Here is a 23,068-nt window from a genome sequence, read left to right on the forward strand (position 1 = left end):
GAAATCGGTTGTACGGACAGTCAGTTCGGGCGGGGTGCGAGCAGGTCCTCGACGAGGGTGTCCACCAGGGCGCGGGGGATGGGTTCGCCGGTCAGGGCGCGATAGACGATCGGTCCGACGAGCGCGTCGAGCGCGGCGTCGGGGCTCAATCGGGGTGCTATCGCACCGGCGTCGATACCGCGCACGAGCAGCTCGCGTTCCGCGGCGCGGCGCGGCGCTAGGTAGCGCTCGTGAAAACTCTTGGCGGTACCGGGATCATGCTGGGCCTGGGCGATGAGCGCGAGCAGGACCTTGCCCGCGGGGTCGCGGGTGAGGAATCGCGCGAAGGCACGCAGATAGTCCCGGATGCTGTCCGCCGTCGGCGTTTCCGTCGGAACGGGCAGGTGCTTGCCGGTGTCCTCGATGATCGTGTCCAGCAGGATGTCGACCTTCGACGGCCACCAGCGGTAGATGGTCTGCTTGGCGACGCCGGCCCGGCGTGCGATGGCCTCGATGGTCAGCGCGCTGAAGCCTTGCTCTGCGAGCAGGTCGTCCGCGGCGTGCAGGACCGCAAGGCGGGCGGCCTCGTCGCGTCGAGGGCCGGAGCGCGGTCGCGGTGCCGGGGTGCTCGTGGCTGGCATGCGAAACACAATACCCACCGGCGACCGTTGTGAGTTAGTCTAGACGCAACGTCTAGTCTAGATTTTGTATCCGCAGTTAGAAGGAGTTTTCGTGTCCGATACGTCGAATCGCCAAGCCCTCGTGATCGGGGCCTCCCGTGGGCTCGGGCTCGTTCTCGCCACCGAGCTCGCCGGACGCGGTTGGCAGGTCATCGCCACCACGCGCCAGGGCGGCGGCGAGCTGCAGGCGACCGCGCAGGCCTCGAACGGGCGGTTGCGGGTGGAATCGCTGGAGATGACCAGCGAGGAGGAGCTGGCCGCGCTGCGTACCCGTCTGACCGGTACGCGACTCGACCTGCTCTTCGTCAACGCCGCCATCGATCGCGGTGACCTGCCGATCGGCGAGGTGCCGACCGAGATGTTCACCGAGGTGATGATCACCAACGCGCTGAGCCCGCTGCGCACCGTCGAGGCGCTGCGCGATCTCGTCGCGCCCGGCGGTACCGTCGCGGTCATGTCCTCCGAGCAGGGCAGCATTTCGCGGAACACCGAGGACGGTTACGAGCTCTACAAAGCCAGCAAGGCCGCACTCAACCAGCTGATGCGCAGTTACGCCACGCGCAATGCCGGCGACGGGCACACCAAGCTGCTCATCGACCCCGGCCACAACCGGACTCGGCTCGGTGGACCCGGCGCCCCGCTCGATCCGAAGGAGAGCATCCCCGCCGTCGTCGACGTTTTGGTGGCACAGGCGGGTGCGCCCGGCCTGCAATTCCTGGATCAGCACGGCGAGACCGTCCCGTGGTAGCGGCAGTATTGAGCTGGGCCCGAATGGCTTTCACGTAGTTCTTCCTCCCCAGTTATTCCTCAGTCGAGATGGCTGCTCGAATGTGGTTCCTTGGTTAGGAATTCGACAGACCGAAGATCGGCACGCGCCGTCCGGTTCGAATTCGCGAACCACTCGAGGAGCTCCGTCATGCCCTTGTTACGACGCATGTTCGCAATCATGCTCGGCGCGTTCGTCATTGCCGCGATGTCGGTCGCGGTCGGTTCGGCCCAGCCGACCGAGGAACGGGAAGTGTTCGCGCCGGACGGCACGATCAGCCGGGTAATCACGCCGGCACCCGACCGGTCGCCTGCACCGCGGTCCGCGGTGCAGGCGGACGTGATCGCGATCCAGCAGACCGGGCCGTCGAATCAGCGCTTCGATCTGGTGTTCGTCGGTGACGGGTACACGTCGAGCCAGCTGGGCACCTACAAGCAGCACGCGGTCAACCGGTGGAACGAGATCACCCAGGTCGAGCCGTTCAAGACGTACAAGAACTCGTTCAACGTCTGGGCGGTCAACGTGGTGTCCCAGGAGTCCGGGGTGGACAACGATCCGCGCGGCACCATGCGAAATACCGCGCTGGACATGACTTTCTGGTGTGGCGGCACCGAACGCCTGCTGTGCGTCAACGAGACCAAGGCGTTGCAGTACGCCCGGCTGGCGCCCGAGGTCGATCAGGTGATCGCGCTGGCCAACACCACGAAGTACGGCGGCGCGGGCGGCGGCGTGGCGACCTCGTCCGGCGGGAACGCCCAGGCGGGACAGATCGTGCTGCACGAGCTCGGGCATTCGGTGGGCGGCCTGGCCGACGAGTACGACTACCCCAACGACCGCTATACCGGTCGGGAGCCGCGTGAGGCCAACGCCTCGGTCTACACCAGCGCGCAGATGCAGCAGAACCGCACCAAGTGGTACCAGTACCTGGGCAAACAGTCCCCGGACGGTGGTGTCGTCGGCACCTACGAGGGCGCGGTCTATTACAAGCGCGGCGTATACCGGCCCACCGACAACTCGTTGATGCGTTCGCTCGGCCGCGAGTTCAACCTGATCGGGCTGGACGCGATGAAGACCGCGATCGAGCGCAAGGCCCCGCCGAGCCGACCCTGATCCCGCACCGGCAATTCCCCTGAGCCAGACGTTATTTCGAGTCTCACACGGGAGTGCCTCGTGCTGAGCGGTGACAAGGAGAAGGCAATGGCATCCAGACAGCACCAACACAGACCCGAACGGCGAGGACCACGCACCCGCGCGGTCCGGACCGTGTCGGCCCTGCGGCGGCTACCTCGACTAGCGCTGCCGGTCGTGGCCGCCGCGCTCCTGCTCTCCGGCGCACCCGCGATGGCCGAACCGCTGACCGGACCCAGCTTCTCCGGCGGCGAGGCGCAGCCGGTATTCAACCCGGCCGCGCCGGTCCGCCAAGACCTTTGGGTGCGCGCGCCGATCGACAGCGATGCCGACGGCAAGGACGACGAGGTGCACGTCCAGGTGGTCCGCCCGGCCAATGCCACCGGTAAACTCCCGGTCGTCTACCAGGCGAGCCCGTACTTCTCCGGCGGTAACGACGTCACCAATCACGGTGTGGACGTTGAGCTTTACGTGCCGGACGGCGCCCAGGCGCGGATGGCGCCCGCGCCCGGCGAGCAGCGCGCGCGGGTGGCCGAGGATCTCCGGGCCGCGGGCATCACCCTCGACAAAGGCCAGATCACCTGGCAGTACGAGGATTACTTCCTGGCTCGCGGTTTCGCCGTGATGTACGGCGAGTCGCTCGGCACCGGAACCTCCACCGGCTGCCCGACTTCCGGCGCCCGCAACGAGACCATCGGCGCGCGGGCCCCGATCGACTGGCTCAACGGCCGGGCGAAAGCCCGTGACGCGCAGGGCAAAGCGGTCACCGCCGGCTGGGCCAGCGGCAAGGTCGGCATGATGGGCGTGTCCTACAACGGCACCCTGCCCAACGCGGTCGCGTCCACCGGCGTGCCCGGCCTGGAGGCCATTGTGCCGATCGCCGCGATCAGCAACTGGTACGACTACTACCGGGCGGGCGGCGCGGTGGTCGCGCCGGGCACCTACCAGGGCGAGGACACCGACGTGCTGGCCAAGTACGTCTACACCAGGGCCGACCGCAATATCTGCGCCCCGATCATCGACAAGATCGAGCAGGACCAGAACCGGGTCGACGGCAATTACACCGCGTTCTGGAACGAGCGCAACTACCTCAACGACGTCGGCAAGGTGCATGCCGCGGTGCTGGCCGTGCACGGGCTCAACGACTTCAACGTCAAGACCAAGAACGTCGCCCAGTGGTATGACGCCCTGAAGAAAGCCGGTGTGCCGCACAAGATCTGGCTGCACCAGTCCGGCCACACCGATCCGATCGGCCTGCGCAGGGACGAGTGGCTGCGCACGGTGAATCGCTGGTTCAGCAAGTACCTGCTCGGCCAGGACAACGGGATCGACCGCGAGCCCAAGGCCACCATCCAGCGCGAGGACAAGTCCTGGGTGAACGAGGCGGAGTGGCCCGCCCCGGCCACGGCCGCCGCGACGGCGGTCTTCCAGCCCGGCGGCCGCGCTATCGGCGGGCTGGCCTCGACCGGCGCCGGGCGGGTCACCGAATCCCTCGACGACGACGCGACCAAATTGGCCGCCGACCTCGTCGCCGCGCCGAGCTCACCGAACCGGCTGGCGTACTTCTCCAAGGCGACCGCGACCCCGTTGCGGATCAGCGGTGCGGTGGACGTCGCGTTCACCATGGCGTTCAAGCGGCCGGCGGCGAATGTGACCGCGCTGCTGGTGGATCGCTCGCCCGACGGCAGCTCCAGGATCGTCACCCGCGGCTGGGTGGACCCGCAGAACCGGGAGTCGCTGAGCAAGACGAGCCCGATCACGCCGGGTAAGGAGTACGCGGTGAACCTGTCCATGCAACCGCACGACTACCTGCTGGCGCGCGGGCACAAGCTGGGCGTGGTGGTGTTGTCCAGCGACAACGAGTTCACCCTGCGGCCCAAGCCGGGTCCCGGTTTCGGCGTGAACCTCGCCGAGACGAAGGTGACGTTCCCGGTGGTCGGTGGCCAGGCGGCGCTCACCGCCGCGATCGGCTGACGCAGGAGAACCCGGTCCCGCCCGAAACCCTCGGGCGGGACCGGGTTTTCGTGTCTACTTCGCGGCCGCCAGGGTGATCAGATCGGCGACCACGCCGGGCATGGAGACGCTCACCGCGTGCGAGGCGGGGACCTCGACGGTGTGCGCGGACGCGCGCTCGGCCATGAACCGCTGAGCCTCGACCGGAATGTTCTTGTCCTCGGTGGTGACCAACGCGAAGGCCGGAATCGTCTGCCACGCAGCCGCTTCTGCGGGCTGCTGCAAAGCGTCCAGGGCGACGGGCCGCTGCGTCGCGGCCATCAGTTCGGCGGCGGTGGCGGGGACGTCCGCGGCGAACTGGGCGGGGAACTCGTCCTGGCGGATGTAGAGCTCGGTGCCCGTATTGCCGTCCGCGAGCGGGTAGTTCGCCGGCCGGGTGGTCGGCCCGAGAGTGGATCCGGGGAACTTATCGGTCAGTTCCAGCGCGCTCTCGCCCTCGGCCGGGATGAAGGCGGCGATGTAGACCAGTGCCCGCACGTTCGTCCTGCCCGCCGCGGCGACGGTGATGACGCTGCCGCCGTAGGAGTGGCCGGCCAGGACAACCGGGCCGTCGACGTCATCGAGCACCGAGCCGATGTAGGCGGCGTCGCTGTTCAGGCCGCGCAGCGGGTTGGCCGCGGCGACGACCGAATAACCCTGGGCGCGTAGCACTTCGACGACGCCGTTCCAGCTGGACGAGTCGGCGAACGCGCCGTGCACCAGCACGATGGTGGGGGTGGTACTCATGAATGAATGGTCCCTTCTGGGCTAGGCGGGGTACAGGGCGCTGTGCAGAACCGCAACCGCTTGGGCGACAGCGGCTTTGGCGGCGTTGGTGTCGTGCATCGAGTTGACCATGACGAAGTCGTGGATGATGCCGCCGTAGCGCGCCGCGATCACCGGCACGCCCGCGGTGCGCAGCTTCGCCGCGAACGCCTCGCCCTCGTCCCGCAACACGTCGTTCTCGGCCGTGATGACCAGCGCGGGCGGCAGGCCGGACAGCTGCTCGGTGGTGGCCCGCAGCGGCGACGCGGTGATCTGCGCGCGATCCTCCGCGCTGGTGGTGTACTGGTCCCAGAACCATTTCATGCCGTCGCGGGCCAGGAAGTAGCCCTCGGCGAAGCGCTCGTAGGAGCCGGTGTCGAAGTTGGCGTCGGTCACCGGATAGAACAGCACCTGCTGCACGAACGAGACGTCGCCGCGCTCCTTGGCCATCAGGGTGAGCGCGATGGCCATGTTGCCGCCGACCGAGTCGCCGGCCACCGCGATGCGCGACGGGTCGAGGTTCTTCTCGGCGCCCTGCGTGCTCACCCACTGGGCGACGCGGTAGGACTGCTCGTTGGCCACCGGGTAACGCACGTCGGGCGAGCGGTCGTACTCGGGAAAGACGACCGCCGCGTGCGCGCCGACGGCGAGGTCACGCACCAGCCGGTCGTGGGTGTGCGCATCGCCGAAAACCCAACCGGCGCCGTGGGTGTAGACGATGACGGGCAGCGTCTCGGTGGCGCCCTTCGGCTTGACGATCCGCGCGCGCACCGAACCGGTCGGCCCGCCCTCGACGGTGATCCACTCCTCGTCGATCTCGGGCTTGAAGATGGGGGAGTCCTGCACCGAATCGACCGCCTTGCGGCCCTCCTCCGGCGCCAGCTGGTAGAGGAACGGGGGCGTCGAGGTCGCGTCGACGAACTCCTGTGCGGCCGGCTCCAATGCGACGCCGTGCGGGTTTCCGGTCATGGTCGATCCTTTCGATAGTGGCGGAGAAACAGTGTGGTACAGCGGTTTCGGGGTCTCAGGCCAACGCGGCAAGGGCTTCGGTGATCACCGCGGCGACCTCATCGGGGTGGGTCTGCATCACGAGGTGCGGCGCGTCGAGCTCGACGACCGACCGCAGGGCGGCACGCTGGTAGCCGAAGCGTTCGACGTCGGGATTGATGGTGCGGTCCGCACTGGAAACGATCCCCCAGCCCGGCTTGGTCCGCCAGGCCGTCGCGGTCGCCGGCTCGCCGAACGCGGCCGCGGACAGCGGCCGCTGGGACACCGCGAGTACCTGCGCCCGCGTCTTGTCCAGGCCCGCCGCGAACACCTCGGGGAAGGCGGCGACCTCGACCGAGACGTCGGTGCCCGGCTCGCCGCCGTCGACCGGGTACGGCGCGTAGACGAGGCTGGCGGCCAGGTCGGAGTCCGGGAATCCGCCCTGCAGCTGCCCGAGGCTCTCGCCGTTTTCCAGGACATAACCCGAGACGAAGACCAGTCCGACGACATTGTCGGCGACCCCGGCAACGGTGATCACCGCGCCGCCGTAGGAGTGGCCGCACAGCAGCACCGGTCCGTCGATCTGCTCGACGAACGACTTGATGTACGCGGCGTCCGCCGACAGGCTGCGGTTGAACACCGGGGGTACCACGACGCGGTGCCCGCCGGCGAGCAGCCGTTCGGTGACCGGGCCCCAGCTGGACGCATCGGCGAACGCGCCGTGCACGAGAACAGTGGTGATCGCGGAAGACATGGGTTCCTTTCTCGATCACGAGGATCGATGGCGTTGTGCCGCACTCAGTTTGCGGCGCGCGACCCCTGCGGCGCCCCTCCGGACGGGCCGCAAAAGCCCCCGATCAGGACACGGCGGCCGCCATCGGTTCGAACGCGACGCCGGTCGAGCGGAAGCGCTGCTGATACTTGCGCGGCGAAATGCCGAGCCGGGCCACGAAGGCCCGCCGCAGCGCCTCGCTGCTGCCGTATCCGGCGCTCATCGCGGCCTCGGTGACGCTGTGTCCCGCGTGCAGCAGATCGCGGGCGACGCCGAAGCGGATGAACGCGACGTACTCGGCGGGGGAGCGTTCCAGTTCGGCGCGGAACAGTCTGGTCAGGTGCCGGACGCTGACCATGGCGTGCGCGGCCAGCGTCTGGACGGTGTGCGGGAACGCCGGGTCCGCACAGATCAGGTCGACCACCTTGCGCACCAGCGGGCTGCGCGGCACCGGTCCGCTCAGCGACGCCGAGAACTGCGATTGGCCGCCTGCGCGCTGCATGTAGACCACGAGCAGCTGGGCGACCCGGCGGGCGGCGTCGGCGCCGTGATCCTCCTCCACCAGGGCCAGCGCCAGGTCGACGCCGGCCGCGACGCCCGCTGAGCTGTACAGGTTTCCGTCGCGCACGAAGATCGCGTCGGCGTCGACCAGGATCGCCGGGTAGCGCCGGGCGAGGTCCGCGGTGAACTTCCAGTGCGTGGTCGCGCGGCGGCCGTCGAAGAGTCCGAGCTCGGCCAGGACGAACGCGCCGCTGCAAATCGAGGCCAGCCTGCGGGTGTGCCAGGACAGGTGCCGGGCCGCGGCGATCAGCTCGGGCGTGACGAACTTCGCGGGCGGCAGTTCGCTGCCCGGGATGACGACCGTGTCGAAGCGGCCCGCGTCGGCCGCCGCGGCGCCGACCTCGATCCGCGCGCCGATCGAGGTCTGCACGTGGTTGCCGTCGGCCGAGACCAGGACCACCTCGTAGCCGGGCACGGTCTGGTTCGCCTCCACGAAAACTTCGGCCGGGCCGACGAAGTCGAGCATCTTCACGCCGTCGAAGACCAGGATGCCCACCCGGCGGCGGGGCGGCTCGGTGGAGTTAGGGGCCATGTCAACCATTGTTGTGGAGTGACGCCTCCAGAAACAAGTGGTGTGGGTTATCTCGCACTTCGGTTGGTACGGTGAGCGCATGGGACGGCCACGACAGTTCGACGAATCGGGGCTGCTCGACACCGCCACCGAGCTGTTCTGGTCGCACGGTTTCGACGACACCTCCGTCGAGGACATCTCGCGCGCGACCGGGGTCGGCAACGGCAGCGTGTACGCCGCGTACGGCAGCAAGCAGGGCTTGTTCCTGGCGGTGTTCGAGCGCTACTGCGAGCGTCGCGCGCGGTTCGTGCGCGACGTGGTCACGAGCGCCCCGGGCTCGGCCAGGGCCGCGGTGCGCGCGCTGTTCCGGGCGGTCATCGATGACTGTGCGGCACAACCGAATCGGCGTGGATGCCTGATGATCAACAGCATCGCGCAACTCGGCTCGCGCATCCCCGAGGTGGTCGACATCAGCAACCGGACCACCGTCGCCATGGAGCAGGGCGTCGCCGAACGGCTGTATCCCGCAGCGCGTCTCGGCGGCGAGATCGACGCGGCCGCGCTGTCGGCGCACAGCGCGAACATCGTGGTGGTGGCGCAGGGGCTGATCCAGTTGAGCCGCTTGGGCGTCGACCGGGCGCGGCTGTGCGAGATCGCCGATATCTCGAGCGAGGCGCTGCCGCCGGCGTGGGCCGACAAGGTCGCCGGCTGAGCGCCCTACTCGATCACAGCTCCGCGGCGGTCGCGGCCAGCAGGGTGCGGGTGCGCTCCGGCGTCTCGGCCTGCACCGCGACCTTGTCCATCACCTCGCGGTAGAGCTGCAGATCCTCCTTGCGATCCAGATACAGCGCGCTGGTCAGCTGCTCCAGGTAGACGATGTCGGGCAGTTCCCGCTCGGCGAAGCGGAGCATGGTGAACGAGCTGCCCGCCGCCGCGTGACCGCCGGCGTCGTACGGCAGCACCTGGATGGTCACGCCGGGCTTGTGCGAGATCTGGACCAGGTGTTCGATCTGCTCGCGCAGCACCTTTCGGCCGCCGATCGGCCGGTGCAGCACGGCCTCGTCCAGCACCGCCCACAGCCTGGGTCCGTCCGGTAGATCGAGGATCTCCTGGCGTTTCGTGCGCAGCTCCACCCGCCGCGTCGCCTCGGCGTTCTGGTGGCTGACCTCGATGACCGCGTGGGTGTAGTCCTCGGTTTGCAGCAGGCCGGGGATCAATTGCCCCTCGAACGTCCGGATGGTCTGCGCGGCGCCCTCGAGCCCGAGATAGGTTTCGAACCAGGGTGGGAGCAGGTCGTTGTAGCGGTGCCACCAGCCGGGCTGATTGGCCTTGCGCGCCAGGTCCAGGAACATCTCGCGCTGATCCGGCTCGGTGACGCCGTAGAGGGTCAGCAGGTCGAGGATGTCGCGATCCTTGTAGCCGGTCCGGCCGAGTTCGAGGCGGCTGATCTTGGCGTGCGAGCCGCGGATGTGCTCGCCGGCCTCGACCGGGGTGATGCGCTTTTCTTCGCGGAGCTTGCGCAGTTGACCACCGACAGCGATGCGCAGAGCGGTCGGGCCGCGATCCGCGACCCGCGCGTCGATCCCGGTGATCCGGACCGGTTCCGTGACCATGCCTGCTACTCCGCTTCTCGAAGACCTCGCCGGTGTCGCGCCCGTCGCTGTGACGAACCACACCATGCCTACCCTGATGGTATCGCTGGAACGGTCCAATTCAACCGCACTTGCACTTGAACGTGCAGATGTACCACCGCCCAACCGGCGCGCCGGTCGCGCCGCGGCTCGATGGCCTTCGCCCCCGATTGTCCTGCGAAAATGAAACGTCTAGAGCACGAACAGGATTCGGTCGCGCGAACGAGCGCCCGACCGTGCCGCGCCGAATCCGACTGGACGAACGCTTTGTCCCCCGCTATGCCGCAAGTCGCACGTGTCGAGGTCCGTGTGTCATTCCTGCGGCAGACGCGGCGGTGTTCGGCGAGCCCTAAGGTGAGCGAGTGGTCGACGAGCGGGTGGTGTTCTGGTTACGTCGGCGAACGTCGGTGGTGGATGCGGCGACGACGGGGCTGCTGCTCCTGGCGTGTGTGCTCTTCGGCGTGCTGGTGGGAGCCGGCGCGGTGTACTACGGGCTGTCGGTGGCGGTGCTTGCGCCCTTGGCATTCCGGCGGCGATGGCCGGAGGCGATGGCGGTGCTGGTGGCGTGCGCGGCGCTGGTGCAGTGGGCGACCGTGCGGAACACGACAGGTGCGCTGCTTGCCGATATCGCGGTGCCGATCGTGGTGTACACGCTGGCCGCGCACAGCGGCCGGTCCTGGAGCCGAGGCGGGCTGATCGCGGGACTGTGCGGTGCGGTGCTCGGCGGGTGGAGCTGGCCGCAACTGTCCATGCCGGCCCTGGCGCACGTGCTGGTGGGTGGGTTTCTGGCCAGCACGGTGGTGGCCGCGTGGCTGGGTGGTGCCTGGCAGCGGGCCCGGCGCGGGGAGTTCCTGGCCATGGCCGAGCATGCGGCGCTGGTGGAACGGACGCGGGATGAGCGGACCCGGTTCGCGGTGCTGTCCGAGCGGACCCGGATCGCGCGGGACATCCACGATATTCTCGCCCACTCGCTGGCGGTGATCGTCGCGCAGGCCGACGGCGGGCGTTACGCGGCGCGGACCGAACCGCAGGCGGCGGTCGGGGCCTTGGCGGCGATCGGCGAACACGGCAGGCGGGCGCTCGACGAGACGCGGCGGGCGATCGGGGTGCTGCGGGAAGAGTCCGAGGGTGACGCGCAGCCGGTGCCCCGGGTGGGCATCGCTGATCTGACGCGGCTCGTCGACGAGGTGCGGGACGCGGGGCTGCCGGTGGACCTGGCCGTCGACCTGCCGTCCGGGCTGCTCGATTCGGGGGTGGGTCTGGTGGTCTATCGAATCGTGCAGGAGGGGTTGACGAATGTCGTGAAACACGCCGGACCCGGTGTCCGCGCGGAGGTTTCGGTGCGGCACCGGGACGAATGGTTGCTGGTCAGTGTCGGCGACGACGGCCGGGCCGAACGGGCTACGGGCCATGGCGGATTCGGGGTGATCGGCATGCGCGAGCGGGTCGGCGCCTACGGCGGCGAGCTCGAACTGCGGCCGCGGCCGGACGGACCCGGGCATATTCTGGCGGCGCGGATTCCGCTGCCGGCCGAGGTGTAGCCGGTGATCACGGTGGTGCTGGTCGAGGATCAGGCGTTGGTGCGGGCCGGGTTCCGGATGGTCGTGGACTCGCAGCCGGATATGCGCGTGGTCGGCGAGGCGGGGGACGGGCTGAGCGGCGTCGCCGAGGTGCTGCGGGTCGCGCCGGAGGTGGTCGTGATGGATGTGCGGATGCCGGGACTGGATGGGCTCGAGGCCACGCGGCGGATACTGTCGCTCGATCGACCGCCGAAAGTGCTGGTGCTGACCACCTATGACCTGGACGACTACGCGCTGGCGGCGGTGCGTGCCGGCGCCAGCGGGTTTTTGCTCAAAGACGCACCGGCGGAAGACTTCTTGTCCGCGGTGCGGCATGTGCACGCGGGCGACGCGGTACTGGCGGCATCGACCACGCGGCGGTTGATCGATCGGCTCGCACCGCCGTTCGACCAGGCCGCGCGACAGCTGGTCGCGGGCCTGACCGAGCGGGAAACCGCTGTGCTGCACGAGATGGCGCGCGGGTCGTCCAACGCGGAGATCGCGGCCGCGTTGTCGGTGGGCGAGGGAACCGTGAAAACCCATGTGCGGCATATCCTGACGAAACTCGGGGTGCGGGACCGGGTGCAGGCGGTGATCTTGGCGCACGAGGCCGGGCTGCGCCGGCCCGGCGCTCGGTAGGTCAGCTCGGATCTCGTTGGCAGGTCGCGTCTTCGGCGGGCAAGGCTCCGTTCAACAGGTACTGCTCGACCGCGACGTCGACGCAGCCGGCGGCATCGAAGAGATAGACGCCGTGGCGGAACGCGCCCGCCAGGGCGATCGATCGGGAACCGGACAGTGCCTGGCGCATGGCTCGCTGGCCTGCGACGGGGGCGACCGGATCACCGGTGGCGCCGACGAGCAGGGCGGGGATTCGGTTGCCGATCTCGGTGGCGGGCTCGGCCGGGGTGGCCGGCCACACCGCGCACGGGGTGAGGTGCCGGGCCAGCGGGCCGAACAGCGGTTCGGTGTCCCGGTGGTTCTGGATATCGGTGAAGTAGGCCTCGATCGGACGCGCGGGGCGATCGGCGCACTGATTGGCAACTGTTGCGCTGAAACCGAATTCGGGAACGGTGGAGGTGTCGGTGTAGAGCGCCAGCTTGTCCGCCATGGCCGGGGTCGGTTCGGTCCCGTCGCGCAGTGCGCGCACCTGCCGGCTGAGTTCGGCATAGGACGCCGCGGAATCGTCCACGGTCAGCAGCAGGCCGGGGATCAGGTCGGCGGTGATCGTGTGGGCGCCGAGCGTTATCGGGTCGGTGGCGGCCATCCGGACGATGTCGTCGACGGTACTCAGGACGGCGTCTTCCGTTGTGCCCAAGCCGAATTCCGCGTCACGATCGGCGGCCCAGCGCGCCCAATCCGCCAGCGCCGCCGCATCGGCGGGAGCCGTGTCGCGGGTCAGGTCCGGGCCGGGGGCGCGCGGATCGAGCGCGCTGTCGAGCACGACCCGATCGACGTGATCGCCGAACATCTGCATGTATACCGCGCCCAGGTAGGTGCTCCAGGACCAGCCGAGATACGACATCTTCTGCTCCCCGAGGAGTATGCGCAGCAGGTCGGTATCCCGCGCGACGTTGCGCGTCGAGGCGTGCGGCAGCAACGCCCGGTTCGGCGCGCAGCGGCCGGCCAACTCGCGCGCGGTGCCGACGCCGCGGTCGAAGTCCGCGCGACTCGTCGGCGCGGACTGGGCGAGTCCGAGGTAGGTGCCCGTGGGCCAGCCGCATTCGAGCGGCGAGCTGGCGCCGAAGAACCGTGGATCCATGCCGACCAGGTCATAGCGTTGCGCCAGGGCCGGTGCCGGATGGCCGCCGTCGGGGCCGTCGAGGATCATCGTCACGCCGTCGCGGGACGGTCCCGGCCCGCCGGTCTGCACCAGCAGTGTCCCCAGCCGGTGCGCGCTGTCGGTCGCGGCCCGGCGCGCGACGGCGATCGTGATGGTCTGTCCGGCGGGGTCGGCGTAGTTCAACGGCGCTCGGAACTCGCCACACTGCGCGCCTGCCGCGGCCAGCCGGTCGCCGACCTCGTCTGCCGCGCCGGTCCGGCAATCGTGCCAGATGATCGATTGGTCCTGGAGCCGGCTGGGCAGTGCCGCTGCCGGTTCATCCGGCGCCGATGTGCAACCGGCCAGCGACAATGTCAGCGCGGCGGCGGCCGCGCAATGGCCGGATCGGAATTTTCGCATGAAACCCTCACAGACAGTGCGGTGTTCAGTACACCGCCGGTTGATCGCGAAGCCCGCGGGCAGCGGGTGCGTCCCTGGACGGTACGGATCGGAACCGCCGGCCGGCATCTACCTGGCGACCGACTTTCGCGCCATCGGGTTCGGCCGGAAGGAATACCTGCCGCACGAAGATTTATCCCGAAGTTTGTTCGGCATATGCCACCGGTCGCCGATACTTGAATCAGCAAGAGGCGAAACATAACTCAATCCATGCCCCGCGGCCGCGGGTGCGCTCGGAAGGGATTTGTTCTTGATGCTAGGTAGAGCAGCCGTAGTCAGCATGTGCGCAGCCGCCGCGATTCTGCTGTCGGTGCCACCCGCCGCCAATGCCTGGGGGCCGCAGGGCCACAACACCACCGGCGCCATCGCGGATCTGCGGTTGAGCCCGCCGGCCAGGGCCGAGGTCGACCGGCTGCTGGCGGGCGAGCCCGACCCGACGCTCGCCGGGGTGTCGAACTGGGCCGACCAGGTGCGCAACAACGATCCAGAGCTCGGAAAGATCTCCGCCCCATGGCACTACGTCAACATCGCCGAGAACGGCTGCGTGTACGACCCGGCGGTGAACGGCAACGACGGCCAGAACGTCATCGAGGCGCTGCGGCGGCAGACCGCGATACTCGCCGACCGAGCCCGCCCGCCGGCCGATCGTCGCCAGGCGCTGAAGTTCATCGTGCATTTCGTCGGTGACATCAACCAGCCGATGCACGCCGGGTACGCGCGCGATCGCGGCGGAAACGAGATCAAGCTCCAGTACCTGGGCCACAACACCAACCTGCACGCGGTGTGGGACAGCGGTCTGCTCAACACCCGGCACGCGAGCGACGCCGACGAGGTGCGACGGCTGCTGGCCCTTCCGGCGCCCGATCTGCCGCCGGCCCAACCGGATACCGATCCGGTCCGGTGGGCCGAGGCCAGCTGCCGGATCGCCCTGGAGCCCGGCGTCTACCCGGCCTCGAACACCATCGGTGACGAATACACCAGCCAGTTCCTCCCGGTCGCCGAAGCCCAGCTCCGCCTCGCGGGGGAGTCGCTCGGCCAGCTGCTCAACGCGGTGCTCGGCACACCGACCGGATCCACCGGGTCGGCCACCGCTCAGAATTGATCAGCGAGAACCGGTCCCGTGTACATCAGCGCGTCGCTGCTGCTGTACACGCGGACGGTGAAGTGGTCGAGGGTCTCCTCGTTCTCCCCGCGGCCATCGCTGTCGAAGATCAGCGGCACCTGGTCGTCGGGGGTCGCGTAGGCGCGGCGCAGCTGGTTCAGCCTGCGTTCGCTCGGCAGATCGACGGTCACCGCGAACGTGTGCGCCACGACATCGGCCGGGAAGACCGTGCCGTTCTCGCTGATCAATTCGAGTTTCGCCGCGCCGGGCGCGAGCACGCCGCACAGCCCCGAGTCGATCACCGTCCTGATCGCGAACGGCCGCGCGGTGAAGTCGCCGCCGAGGCCGCCGCTGGCGAACGAGTCGAGGTGCCCCTCCTCGAAGATCAGCATCGCCTCGCCGCCGGTGTCGTGGCGGGCCAGCAGGATGGACTGCGCGACGGCGGTATGCGCCCCGATGCGCGCGCCGGGCCGCCAGCCGGCGTGGGAAATCGACTGCACCGGTACGCCGTTGACCTCCGCGGCCTGATACGCCTCGGCGAAGGCGCGGATCTCCACGGTCCAGTCGGTGTCCACCTCGTCCGCCTGCCCGTCGCGCGCGGCGCGGAAGGCCCTGGTGAAGGTCTGCAGCTCGGCCATCAGCTGCGGGTCGTGGCTGGCCTCCGCGACCAGATCCGCCTCGTCCAGGCCGGCCTCGAGCTCCTTCGTCACCTGCGCCAATTCCGCTTCCGCGGCGAGGTATTCGTCGGCCACGGTATGCAACCGCGCCATGATCTCCCGGAATTGTTCTGCTGTGGTCACAACGCTTCGGCTTCCCTTCGCGCACTCGACAACCGACCTCGCCAGCCTGGCACGCCGACCGCCGAACCCTACTGCGGCGGCATCATCGGTCGATAAACGAATCGTAAGCGCTGTCCCGGGTGCAGTTGATCGCGCCGTGGCGGGGCGATGGTCAGTACAGCCGCGCGCCCGAGTCCGCGGCGTGCACGGCGAGCCGGTGCAGGCGCCAGCAGTAGCGCAACTCCTCGGTGTCGGTGAGCAGCGGCAGGACCTGATCGAGGTCCGCGATGCGCTTGCGCAGAATGCGGAGCAGTTCGTCGTCGAGGTAGCCGCCGTTGTCCTGCCAGGTGGATACGCAACCCGCGATGGCCGCGTCGAGTAACACCATTTCGATACCCGCCGGCTCCGCGCCGCGTAGTCGGTCGGGGAAATTCGCGCGCAGGTGTTCCTCCCACAGCCGGTCGATGACGGCCGCGCGCTCACTGGTTTTACTCATGCGGTTCATTCTTGTCGATCGAAGGTGGATAGATCGGCAACGCCGGGCCCGTGTTGCCACGGGCCCGGCGTCGATTCCACAATTACTGCTTCTGGGTCGCCACCGCGTAGAGGTCGTCCCATACCTTCGGCTTGGCCGGTGTCGGGGTTGCCGACCTCGGTGCGCGTTTTGCGTTGGCATCGAAAGTGGCGTCGGTCGGCTTGTAGGCCGGCTTGCCCTTATCGGTGAGCCAGGTCTTGAACAACGCGTTCGTGCTACGGCCGGTCACGGCGTTGGCCATATCGATGAAATCCGTGATCTTGGCGTTGCCGTACTGGTACTTGGTCAGCCACTCCCGGATCAACCGGAAGAAGACATCGTCATTGTTGATCGCGCTGCGCAGTGCCTGGATGGCCAATGCGCCACGGGTGTACAGCTCGGCGGGCAGTACGTCGGCCGGCCCCGGATCGGTCAGCACGACATTCCAATTGATCCGGGTCGAGGTGGCGTAGGCGTAGTCGGCGATTTCCGCCGCGGTGCCGGTGTCGTTCTTCTCCGACCAGAGGTATTCCATATAGCTGGCGAAGCCCTCGTTCAGCCAGCCGTCCTTCCAGGTGGCGACGGAGGTCGAGTCGCCGAACCACTGGTGCGCGTTCTCGTGCACCACCACCGAATCGTTCTTGCCGCGGCGGAAGAAGCCGTCGGTGTAGGTCGGCCTGGTCTGGGTCTCCAGGGCGAAGCCGCCCATGCGCGCGTCCACGACACCGCCGGTCGCCTCGTACGGGTACGGGATGAGCGTGCTGGAGAGCCAGTCCACGATCTCCGGGGTCCGCTCGATGCTGGCCTTGGCGTTGGCCCGGATGGTCGGGTCCAGGTCGGTCGCGTAGGCGTTCAGGTTCGGCCGCGCCGGGGTGCCCGCGTCCTGGCCGCTGCGCTCGTATTTGCCGATGGCGAGGAAGGTGGCGTAGGTCATCTGCGGCGTCTTGCTCAGCCAGTTGTGCCGCTTCCAGCCCGGAATGTTCTGGGTGACACTGGTTTCGACGCCGTTGGACAGGACGTCGCGATCCTCCGGCGCGAGCACCGACACCGCGTAGGTCGCCTTGTCGGTCGGGTGGTCGTTGCTCGGGTACCACCATTCGGCGGAGAACGGCTCGTTGGAAATCAGTGCGCCGCCCGCGTTTTCGATCCAGTTACGGGCGCCGGCCGCATTCTGCACCCGGGACGGGATGTCGTTGTAGGCGACCACGGTGGTGAATTCGGCGCCGGGCGCCAGGTTCACCGGCACCGTCACGGCCAGTTTGTCTTTTCCGAGGGTGTATTTGGCGGGCTTGTTCTGGATCAGCACCGACTGGGTCTGGAGCAGGAAGTCGAAACCGATCGCGGTGCCCGCCTTCAAATCCTGCTTCGCCTTCGCGGTGATCGTCGTTGTGCCGGAAAGCCTTCCGGAGGACGGATCGAATTTCAGGTCTATGCTGTAATTGGAGACATCGTATGCGGCGCTGCCGATATTCGGGAAATTGGGGTCACCTATTCCGGTCAGAGTCGCCGCAGAGGCCGTGCCTGCATTCGAAGCCAATGCTGCGACCACCAGTAGTGGAACAGCTCGTGCCGAGGTCGTGCGCAACAAGTGAAAACGTCTCATGGTATACGAACTCCAATGTGTCAGACACAGGGGTCATTTCGAGCAGATACCCAGAGAATCACAATGGAGTACCCGTTCTCCAGTGGTGATCAACTGGGGATTTCGATCATGGGATAGGCCATTCCGGGTGCCCTCGGAAATTCTGTGCAGAATGTCTAGCTGGGCCGGGTCGGCGCGGCTTTCGGCTGTTCACCCCGGGTGCGGTAGCTCGAGACGCTGACGTATGGAACTGAGCTTTTCGTCGATGGTTCGTCGACGCGCCGGCGGCTTGACTGGGAGCATGACAACAACGAAGAACGACACCATCCTCGTCACCGCGGGCACCGGAAAGGTGGGCCGCCGAGTCGCAGACCGCCTGGCCGCCAGGGGATTCCCCGTCCGGATCGGCTCGCGCTCGGCGGAGCCCCCATTCGACTGGACGGACCGCAGCACGTGGGCACCGGTGCTCGACGGCGTACGGGCGGCGTTCGTGATGTACACCCCGGACATCGGGGATCCCGCTGCGGGAGAGACCATTCGGGCGTTCAGCGAGCTGGCCGTGACCAAGGGTGTGCGGCGGCTGGTGCTGCTGTCCGCGCGCGGTGAGGATCAGGCCGGCGCAGCCGAGACGGCGGTGCGGGACAGTGGCGCCGAATGGACTGTGCTGCAAGCGGCTTGGTTCAACCAGAACTTCGACGAGGGCGTGTTCACGGATATGGTGCTGGCCGGTGGGGTGGCCTTTCCCGCGGGCCAGGTTCTGGAGCCGTTCGTCGACTCCGCCGACCTCGCGGACGTCGCGGCGCTCGCGCTCACCGAGGACGGGCACGCGGGACAGAACTACGAACTGACCGGCCCCCGCCTGCTGACCTTCGGCGACGCGGTGTCGGCGATCGCGGCGGAGGGCGGGCGCGAGGTGCAGTACATCCCGGTCACCGGTGCGGAATTCGGCGCGGTGCTGACCGCGGAATTCGGGATGCCGGACGAAGAGGTGGCGGGGATGCTCGAGATCTTCGCGACGCTGCTGGACGGGCGCAACGCCCATGTGACCGACACCGTTCGCCGGCTGCTGGGGCGCGAGCCGATCGACTTCGCCGACTACGTGCGCGACGCGGTGGCGGCAGGCGCTTGGAAGTAGCCGGGAAGCTCGGATACCGACGACGACCCCGGCGCCGAGGCCGAGGTCGTCGTGTGGTTCCTGGCGGGCGGCATCAGACCGGGACGCCGCCGTAGGTTCTGCGGTGCTTGGCTTCGAGGAAGGACAGGACGCCGAAGGCCATGAGGCCGAGGGAGATCAGCATGAGCAGCCATGGGCCGAACGGCTTTCCGACGAAGTCGCGCAGCACCGCATCGATGCCCTTCGCTTCCGCGGGATCGTAGTTCAGGCCCGCGACCACCGCGGCGATGCCGATGGCGATGACGATCGCGCCGCGGGCGAGGTAGCCGATGCGGCCGAGCCAGATCACCGCCTCGCGCGAGCCGTGGGTCATCCAGCCCATGCGCAGGTCGTCGACGAACTGGAGGCTCAGGCCGAGGATGGTCTGCCAGATCCCGAAGGCGATGATGGCGAGACCGATCAGCAACACGACCACTTGGCCGCCGTCCCAGCTCAGGATGCGGCCGGTCAGATCGCGGGCGATGGCATCGCTCGGCTTGGGGGTTCGGCCGTGCACCACGTACCGGAAGGTGCCCAAAAAGGCCAGGGCATAGACGATTCCGGAGACTATCGCGTAGAAGCGGTGTCCGCCCGAGTAAGTCCTTCGCGCACTGGCGATCTGGGTGACGCGCCAGACCACGAGGGCGGCGAAGCCGAACAACAGGATCCAGAGCAGTAGGTAGCCAAGGGGTTTGGTGGCGATGGCCGCCAGCGCGCCGCCGCCGTCCGGTTCGTGCTCGGCGGTGCCGATGGCCAGCATGAAACCGATGATGCCGATGGTGATGTAGGCGATGCCGCGGGCGACGAAGCCGAATCGTGCGGCGGTTTCCACTCCGCCCGAGGTGCTGGACCTACGCCGGCGATAGTCGCCTGCTCGGCGGCCCCAGCCGGACCGCCGCCAGCCACTGCGCACGGTGCCGACTCGATCGCGTCGTCGATATCTGTTCGTATTGCGGAAGATACTCATGGTTGTTCCTCATCTCTCGACGGCGGTAATGCCCACTTCCCGTCGATTGACACCACGCGTTTCGAGCCGAGATCCGGTGTGCGGCGGGCGGAGTCGCCACTGGCGAACCGAATTCGACTGGGGAACCCGATCTGTGCTCGAATAGCGCTGATCGGAAAGGGTTGTGACGCAGGTCATACCGCGATCGATCGACCCCGAGGGGAAATTGATCGGACGAATCGCCTACGGTTGAGCGCGTTATGAATCTCGCTATGACAGTCGTGCACCTGGTCGCCAGGTTGCATGTGGATCTCGGCCGACTGGCCGCACAGCTGTGTCGCTGACGCGCGCTCAGCTCACCGGATCCCCTGATTGTCTTGGATGGTTCTCTTGTCTTCACCTAGTTCGCGCAGCCGTGCCCTGAACCCGGCGCGCTGGTCGTTCGGCGTCCAGATCCTGCTCGGTTTGGTTGTCGGTATCGCGGCGGGCTTCCTCGCCCGCGCCACCGATTCCGCCTGGCTCACCAGCACATTGACGCAGGTCGGCGGCATCTTCGTGCAGCTGCTGAAGCTCGCGGTGCCGCCATTGGTGTTCACCGCCGTGCTGGTCAGCGTCGCCGGACTGCGGCACGTCACCAATGCCGCCCGGCTGGCCGGGCGCACTCTGCTGTGGTTCCTGGGGACCGCGGTGATCGCGGTCGCGGTCGGCATCGTGCTCGGTCTGATCACCAATCCGGGCCGCGGCGTCGAACTGACCCTGGTCGGCGCGAAGACGCCGGACTCGAAGGGCGGCTGGACCGACTTCCTCACCGGCATCATCCCGACGAATGTCGTCGGCGCGTTCACCGGTAACAATGTGCTGCAGCTGGTGTTCCTCGGCGCGGTGCTCGGCGTCGCCGCGCTCAAACTCGGCGAGCGGGCGAAACCCTTTCTGACACTGGCCGAATCGGTGCTGGAGCTGGTGCAGAAGGCGCTGTGGTGGGTGATCCGGCTCGCGCCCATCGGCACCGCGGGTCTCATCGGTAAGGCGATCGCCAGCTACGGCTGGGGTCTGCTGCGCCCGTTGGCCACCTTCACCATTGCGGTCTATGCGTGCTGCCTCATCGTGCTGGTCGTGGTGTACCCGATCCTGCTGCGCGTGGTCGGCGGTGTGAACCCGCTCCGGTTCTACGCAAAGGCCTGGCCCGCGGTCGAATTGGCCTTCGTGTCCCGTTCGTCGATCGGCACGATGCCACTGACCCAGCGGATGGTCACCGAAAGGCTCGGTGTCTCACGCGAATACGCGTCGTTCGCGGTCCCGTTCGGCGCGACCACCAAGATGGACGGCTGCGCCGCCGTCTACCCGGCGCTGGCCGCCATCTTCGTCGCCCAGATCACCGGGACCCAGCTCGATCTGCGCGACTACCTGCTGATCGCGTTCGTCTCGGTGGTCGGTTCCGCGGCGACGGCGGGGCTCACCGGCGCGATCGTCATGCTCACCCTGACCCTGTCCACCCTCGGCCTCCCACTGGCCGGCGCGGGCCTGTTGCTGGCCATCGACCCGATCCTCGACATGATCCGCACCGCGACGAATGTGGCCGGGCAGATGGTGGTTCCGGTGCTGGTCGCCAAGCGCGAAGGGATCCTCGATCAGGAGATCTTCGACGGGCCCTCCGCGCCGTTGACCGCACCCGAATCGGAGCCGGAACGGGACGAGGAAGAGGTGCCCGCGGCGGCTTGACGCAGCCGGCGGTGCGGTGAACAGTCGCCGCACCGCGGGCGCGCTCAGGTTGCGGGGTGACCACCACCGGTGTGCCGACCTCGCGAGCCGGCAGTCTTCTTCTGGTTGACCGAGTTGGCGACGGGTATTGCGACGCGGCGACGGAAGGAATCTGCCATGTCAGGTGCGAAAGACGACGAGGAGCCGAAGGGCGGCCGGCCCGGACCGACCGATCAGGGGCATGAGGGCGGGATGGCGACCCGCGAGGTGGAGGCGGAGCTGGGTTCCGACGACGATCGGGAGCCGTCGGACTGAGCCGATCGGCCCGGTTGGCGGTCGTTGGGGTGGTACGAGCGGGCGATCAGGGCCGAACGCAAGTACCAGAGGCCGGAGGGCTGCGACGGGTCGAAACCGGTCAGCTGGCCGATGCGCTTGAGCCGGTAGTCGACGGTGTTGGTGTGCACGTGCAGGGCGCGGGCGGTGCGCTGGCGGTTGAGGTTGTTGCTGATGTGCATTTGCAGGGTCTCGAGTAGTTCGGTGTGCTCGTCCAGCGGAGTGAGGACGGCGCCGAGGTATTCGCGGCCGGGTCCGGGGCGGGTGAGCTGGTATTCCAGGGCGAGTTCGTCGAATCGGTAGAGGCCGGTGACGCAATGCAGGCGGTGCACCATGTCGAGGAGTTCGTGGGCCTGATCCACGGCCCCGGGGATCTGTTCGGGGGTGGCCTCCACCAGGGTGGCGGTGATGCCGACCTGCGCGGCCTGGGACAGGCCCTCGATGAGCGCGTCGAGTTGCTCATCGGGGTGCTGGTCGGCGGGCAGGAGGATGGTGCCGCCGTCGATGCTGAGCAGGGACAGGGCGTTGCCGCCGCAGCGCGTGGCCAGTTCGGCCTGGGTGCGGCGCAGCTTGCGTCGCGCCACGACCTGCGTGTTGAGCGCGGGATTGCGTTCGTCGCGGTGGCGTGGAATCGACACGGCCAGAACGGCATACGACTCGGCGATGGCGATTCCGCACTCGCGGGCCATGGTCGAGGTCGGCCGCCCGCCGAGCAGGGCGGAGGTGAGCGTGTGGACCGCCGTGTGGTGCTCGCTGACCGCGGCGCGCAGTTCGCGGAAGTAGGCGCGGGAGATGGCCGAGGTCAGCGTGTGCAGGATCTCGATGTTCAGCTTGGAGCCGTCGACGAAGTTGTCGAGATCCTTGACCGTCAGATTCGACACGACGAGGTCCATGCCCATCTGGAAGCCGGCGTGAATGGCGTTGTGGATCGCGTCGATCGGCACACCCTCGCGCGCCCAACCGGCCGCGGCCTCCTCGAGCTGTTCGACCTTCGCCGGAATGTTCTGCCCGTCCAGCATGCTGGCGGCCAATTCGAGGCAGACCCGGGTGATCGTGGTGACGTCGCCGTAGATCGCCTCGCCGGGCAGCGTCGCGCACGGCACCACGTTCTCGACGAAGTGGCCGACCATTTGCCGGGACAGGGCTCGGACGTCACGCAACGGAGTGGACATCGGTTTCCCGGAGATCGTCAGATTCGGCCGGATCGGACTGTCGACAGCCATGACAACTCCTTTGTCAGCATTAGCTATGTAGCAGGTTCACACTAATCGCGGTGTTGCCTTCTGCGGCGTTTACCAGCCAAGTTGTGAGAACAGGAGGGTGCGGCGCGCCGGTAGCTGTGATTGATCACAGCTGCGAAAGGTGCGCGGGCGGTACGCGTCGGTTAACATAAGTGAAAACTTATAAAAGGA

At 68.0% G+C, this 23,068-nt stretch carries 20 protein-coding genes and 1 pseudogene; 9 read left to right on the top strand and 12 right to left on the bottom strand.

The window, feature by feature from the left end:
* Window positions 1-20 precede the first annotated feature (20 nt).
* Window positions 21-620 (bottom strand): TetR/AcrR family transcriptional regulator, encoded by a 600-nt coding sequence (locus ACFYO1_RS14725; protein ID WP_387230726.1) that lies wholly within the window; start codon window positions 618-620, stop codon window positions 21-23.
* 91 nt (window positions 621-711) lie between these two features.
* Between ACFYO1_RS14725 and ACFYO1_RS14730 the strand changes: the two genes are divergently transcribed.
* From ACFYO1_RS14730 to ACFYO1_RS14740, 3 genes are all read left to right on the top strand, one after another.
* Window positions 712-1,407 (top strand): SDR family NAD(P)-dependent oxidoreductase, encoded by a 696-nt coding sequence (locus tag ACFYO1_RS14730; protein ID WP_387230728.1) that lies wholly within the window; start codon window positions 712-714, stop codon window positions 1,405-1,407.
* A gap of 168 nt (window positions 1,408-1,575) precedes the next feature.
* A complete protein-coding gene (locus tag ACFYO1_RS14735; protein ID WP_387230730.1) occupies window positions 1,576-2,535 on the top strand; it encodes a M64 family metallopeptidase in 960 nt (319 codons plus the stop codon).
* 87 nt (window positions 2,536-2,622) lie between these two features.
* Window positions 2,623-4,527 (top strand): Xaa-Pro dipeptidyl-peptidase, encoded by a 1,905-nt coding sequence (locus ACFYO1_RS14740; protein WP_387230732.1) that lies wholly within the window; start codon window positions 2,623-2,625, stop codon window positions 4,525-4,527.
* A 54-nt stretch (window positions 4,528-4,581) separates the two neighbouring features.
* On the opposite strand, the gene ACFYO1_RS14745 is transcribed toward ACFYO1_RS14740, so the two are convergent.
* The 4 genes from ACFYO1_RS14745 to ACFYO1_RS14760 form a co-directional block, all read right to left on the bottom strand.
* Window positions 4,582-5,292 carry an alpha/beta fold hydrolase gene (locus tag ACFYO1_RS14745; protein WP_387230734.1) on the bottom strand — a complete coding sequence of 237 codons (711 nt, stop codon included), beginning with the start codon at window positions 5,290-5,292 and terminating at the stop codon, window positions 4,582-4,584.
* A 21-nt stretch (window positions 5,293-5,313) separates the two neighbouring features.
* Window positions 5,314-6,279: an alpha/beta hydrolase gene (locus ACFYO1_RS14750; protein WP_387230736.1), complete on the bottom strand. Its 966-nt coding sequence runs from the start codon at window positions 6,277-6,279 to the stop codon at window positions 5,314-5,316.
* 55 nt (window positions 6,280-6,334) lie between these two features.
* Entirely contained in the window at window positions 6,335-7,051 is a 717-nt protein-coding gene (locus tag ACFYO1_RS14755) for an alpha/beta fold hydrolase (protein ID WP_387230738.1), read from the bottom strand.
* 103 nt (window positions 7,052-7,154) lie between these two features.
* Complete coding sequence (locus ACFYO1_RS14760; RefSeq protein WP_387230740.1) at window positions 7,155-8,162, bottom strand: GlxA family transcriptional regulator; 1,008 nt, start codon at window positions 8,160-8,162, stop codon at window positions 7,155-7,157.
* A gap of 79 nt (window positions 8,163-8,241) precedes the next feature.
* Here ACFYO1_RS14760 and ACFYO1_RS14765 point away from each other — a divergent pair, with 79 nt between their 5' ends.
* Window positions 8,242-8,853 carry a TetR/AcrR family transcriptional regulator gene (locus tag ACFYO1_RS14765; RefSeq protein ID WP_387230742.1) on the top strand — a complete coding sequence of 204 codons (612 nt, stop codon included), beginning with the start codon at window positions 8,242-8,244 and terminating at the stop codon, window positions 8,851-8,853.
* A 13-nt stretch (window positions 8,854-8,866) separates the two neighbouring features.
* Here ACFYO1_RS14765 and ACFYO1_RS14770 read toward each other — a convergent pair whose 3' ends face one another.
* Window positions 8,867-9,754: a helix-turn-helix domain-containing protein gene (locus ACFYO1_RS14770; RefSeq protein WP_387230744.1), complete on the bottom strand. Its 888-nt coding sequence runs from the start codon at window positions 9,752-9,754 to the stop codon at window positions 8,867-8,869.
* A gap of 380 nt (window positions 9,755-10,134) precedes the next feature.
* On the opposite strand from ACFYO1_RS14770, the gene ACFYO1_RS14775 reads away from it, so the two are divergent.
* Together ACFYO1_RS14775 and ACFYO1_RS14780 are read left to right on the top strand one after the other, a co-directional pair.
* Entirely contained in the window at window positions 10,135-11,313 is a 1,179-nt protein-coding gene (locus ACFYO1_RS14775) for a sensor histidine kinase (protein ID WP_387230746.1), read from the top strand.
* 3 nt (window positions 11,314-11,316) lie between these two features.
* Window positions 11,317-11,970, top strand: coding sequence for a response regulator (locus ACFYO1_RS14780; protein ID WP_387230748.1), 654 nt, complete (start codon window positions 11,317-11,319; stop codon window positions 11,968-11,970).
* 1 nt (window position 11,971) lies between these two features.
* Here the strand turns inward: ACFYO1_RS14780 and ACFYO1_RS14785 are convergent, their stop codons facing one another.
* Window positions 11,972-13,510, bottom strand: a complete 1,539-nt coding sequence (locus tag ACFYO1_RS14785) for an alpha/beta fold hydrolase (protein ID WP_387230750.1) — start codon at window positions 13,508-13,510, stop codon at window positions 11,972-11,974.
* A 319-nt stretch (window positions 13,511-13,829) separates the two neighbouring features.
* Here ACFYO1_RS14785 and ACFYO1_RS14790 point away from each other — a divergent pair, with 319 nt between their 5' ends.
* Window positions 13,830-14,651 carry a S1/P1 nuclease gene (locus tag ACFYO1_RS14790; RefSeq protein ID WP_387230752.1) on the top strand — a complete coding sequence of 274 codons (822 nt, stop codon included), beginning with the start codon at window positions 13,830-13,832 and terminating at the stop codon, window positions 14,649-14,651.
* Here the strand turns inward: ACFYO1_RS14790 and ACFYO1_RS14795 are convergent.
* The 3 genes from ACFYO1_RS14795 to ACFYO1_RS14805 form a co-directional block, all read right to left on the bottom strand.
* Window positions 14,642-15,451 carry a hypothetical protein gene (locus ACFYO1_RS14795; protein ID WP_387230754.1) on the bottom strand — a complete coding sequence of 270 codons (810 nt, stop codon included), beginning with the start codon at window positions 15,449-15,451 and terminating at the stop codon, window positions 14,642-14,644. The two genes, ACFYO1_RS14790 and ACFYO1_RS14795, sit on opposite strands and share 10 nt — an antisense overlap.
* Before the next feature lie 151 nt (window positions 15,452-15,602).
* The gene (locus tag ACFYO1_RS14800; RefSeq protein ID WP_387230756.1) at window positions 15,603-15,926 is read right to left on the bottom strand and encodes a hypothetical protein; all 324 of its coding nucleotides are present in this window, start codon (window positions 15,924-15,926) and stop codon (window positions 15,603-15,605) included.
* A gap of 82 nt (window positions 15,927-16,008) precedes the next feature.
* Complete coding sequence (locus ACFYO1_RS14805) at window positions 16,009-17,481, bottom strand: M1 family metallopeptidase (RefSeq protein WP_387230758.1); 1,473 nt, start codon at window positions 17,479-17,481, stop codon at window positions 16,009-16,011.
* 346 nt (window positions 17,482-17,827) lie between these two features.
* Between ACFYO1_RS14805 and ACFYO1_RS14810 the strand changes: the two genes are divergently transcribed.
* On the top strand, window positions 17,828-18,661 hold the full coding sequence (locus tag ACFYO1_RS14810; protein WP_387230760.1) for an NAD(P)H-binding protein: 834 nt from the start codon (window positions 17,828-17,830) through the stop codon (window positions 18,659-18,661).
* Between the two features lie 73 nt (window positions 18,662-18,734).
* Here the strand turns inward: ACFYO1_RS14810 and ACFYO1_RS14815 are convergent, their stop codons facing one another.
* Window positions 18,735-19,646 carry a DUF1206 domain-containing protein gene (locus ACFYO1_RS14815; RefSeq protein WP_387230762.1) on the bottom strand — a complete coding sequence of 304 codons (912 nt, stop codon included), beginning with the start codon at window positions 19,644-19,646 and terminating at the stop codon, window positions 18,735-18,737.
* A gap of 360 nt (window positions 19,647-20,006) precedes the next feature.
* Between ACFYO1_RS14815 and ACFYO1_RS14820 the strand changes: the two genes are divergently transcribed.
* Window positions 20,007-21,344: a dicarboxylate/amino acid:cation symporter gene (locus tag ACFYO1_RS14820; protein ID WP_387230763.1), complete on the top strand. Its 1,338-nt coding sequence runs from the start codon at window positions 20,007-20,009 to the stop codon at window positions 21,342-21,344.
* Window positions 21,345-21,670: 326 nt separating this feature from the next.
* On the opposite strand, the pseudogene ACFYO1_RS14825 reads toward ACFYO1_RS14820, so the two are convergent.
* Window positions 21,671-22,879 (bottom strand): annotated as a pseudogene (locus ACFYO1_RS14825) (PucR family transcriptional regulator); the annotation flags it as partial.
* Between the last annotated feature and the right edge of the window lie 189 nt (window positions 22,880-23,068).

The organism is Nocardia sp. NPDC006044, from assembly GCF_042871115.1.
Taxonomy (GTDB): domain Bacteria; phylum Actinomycetota; class Actinomycetes; order Mycobacteriales; family Mycobacteriaceae; genus Nocardia.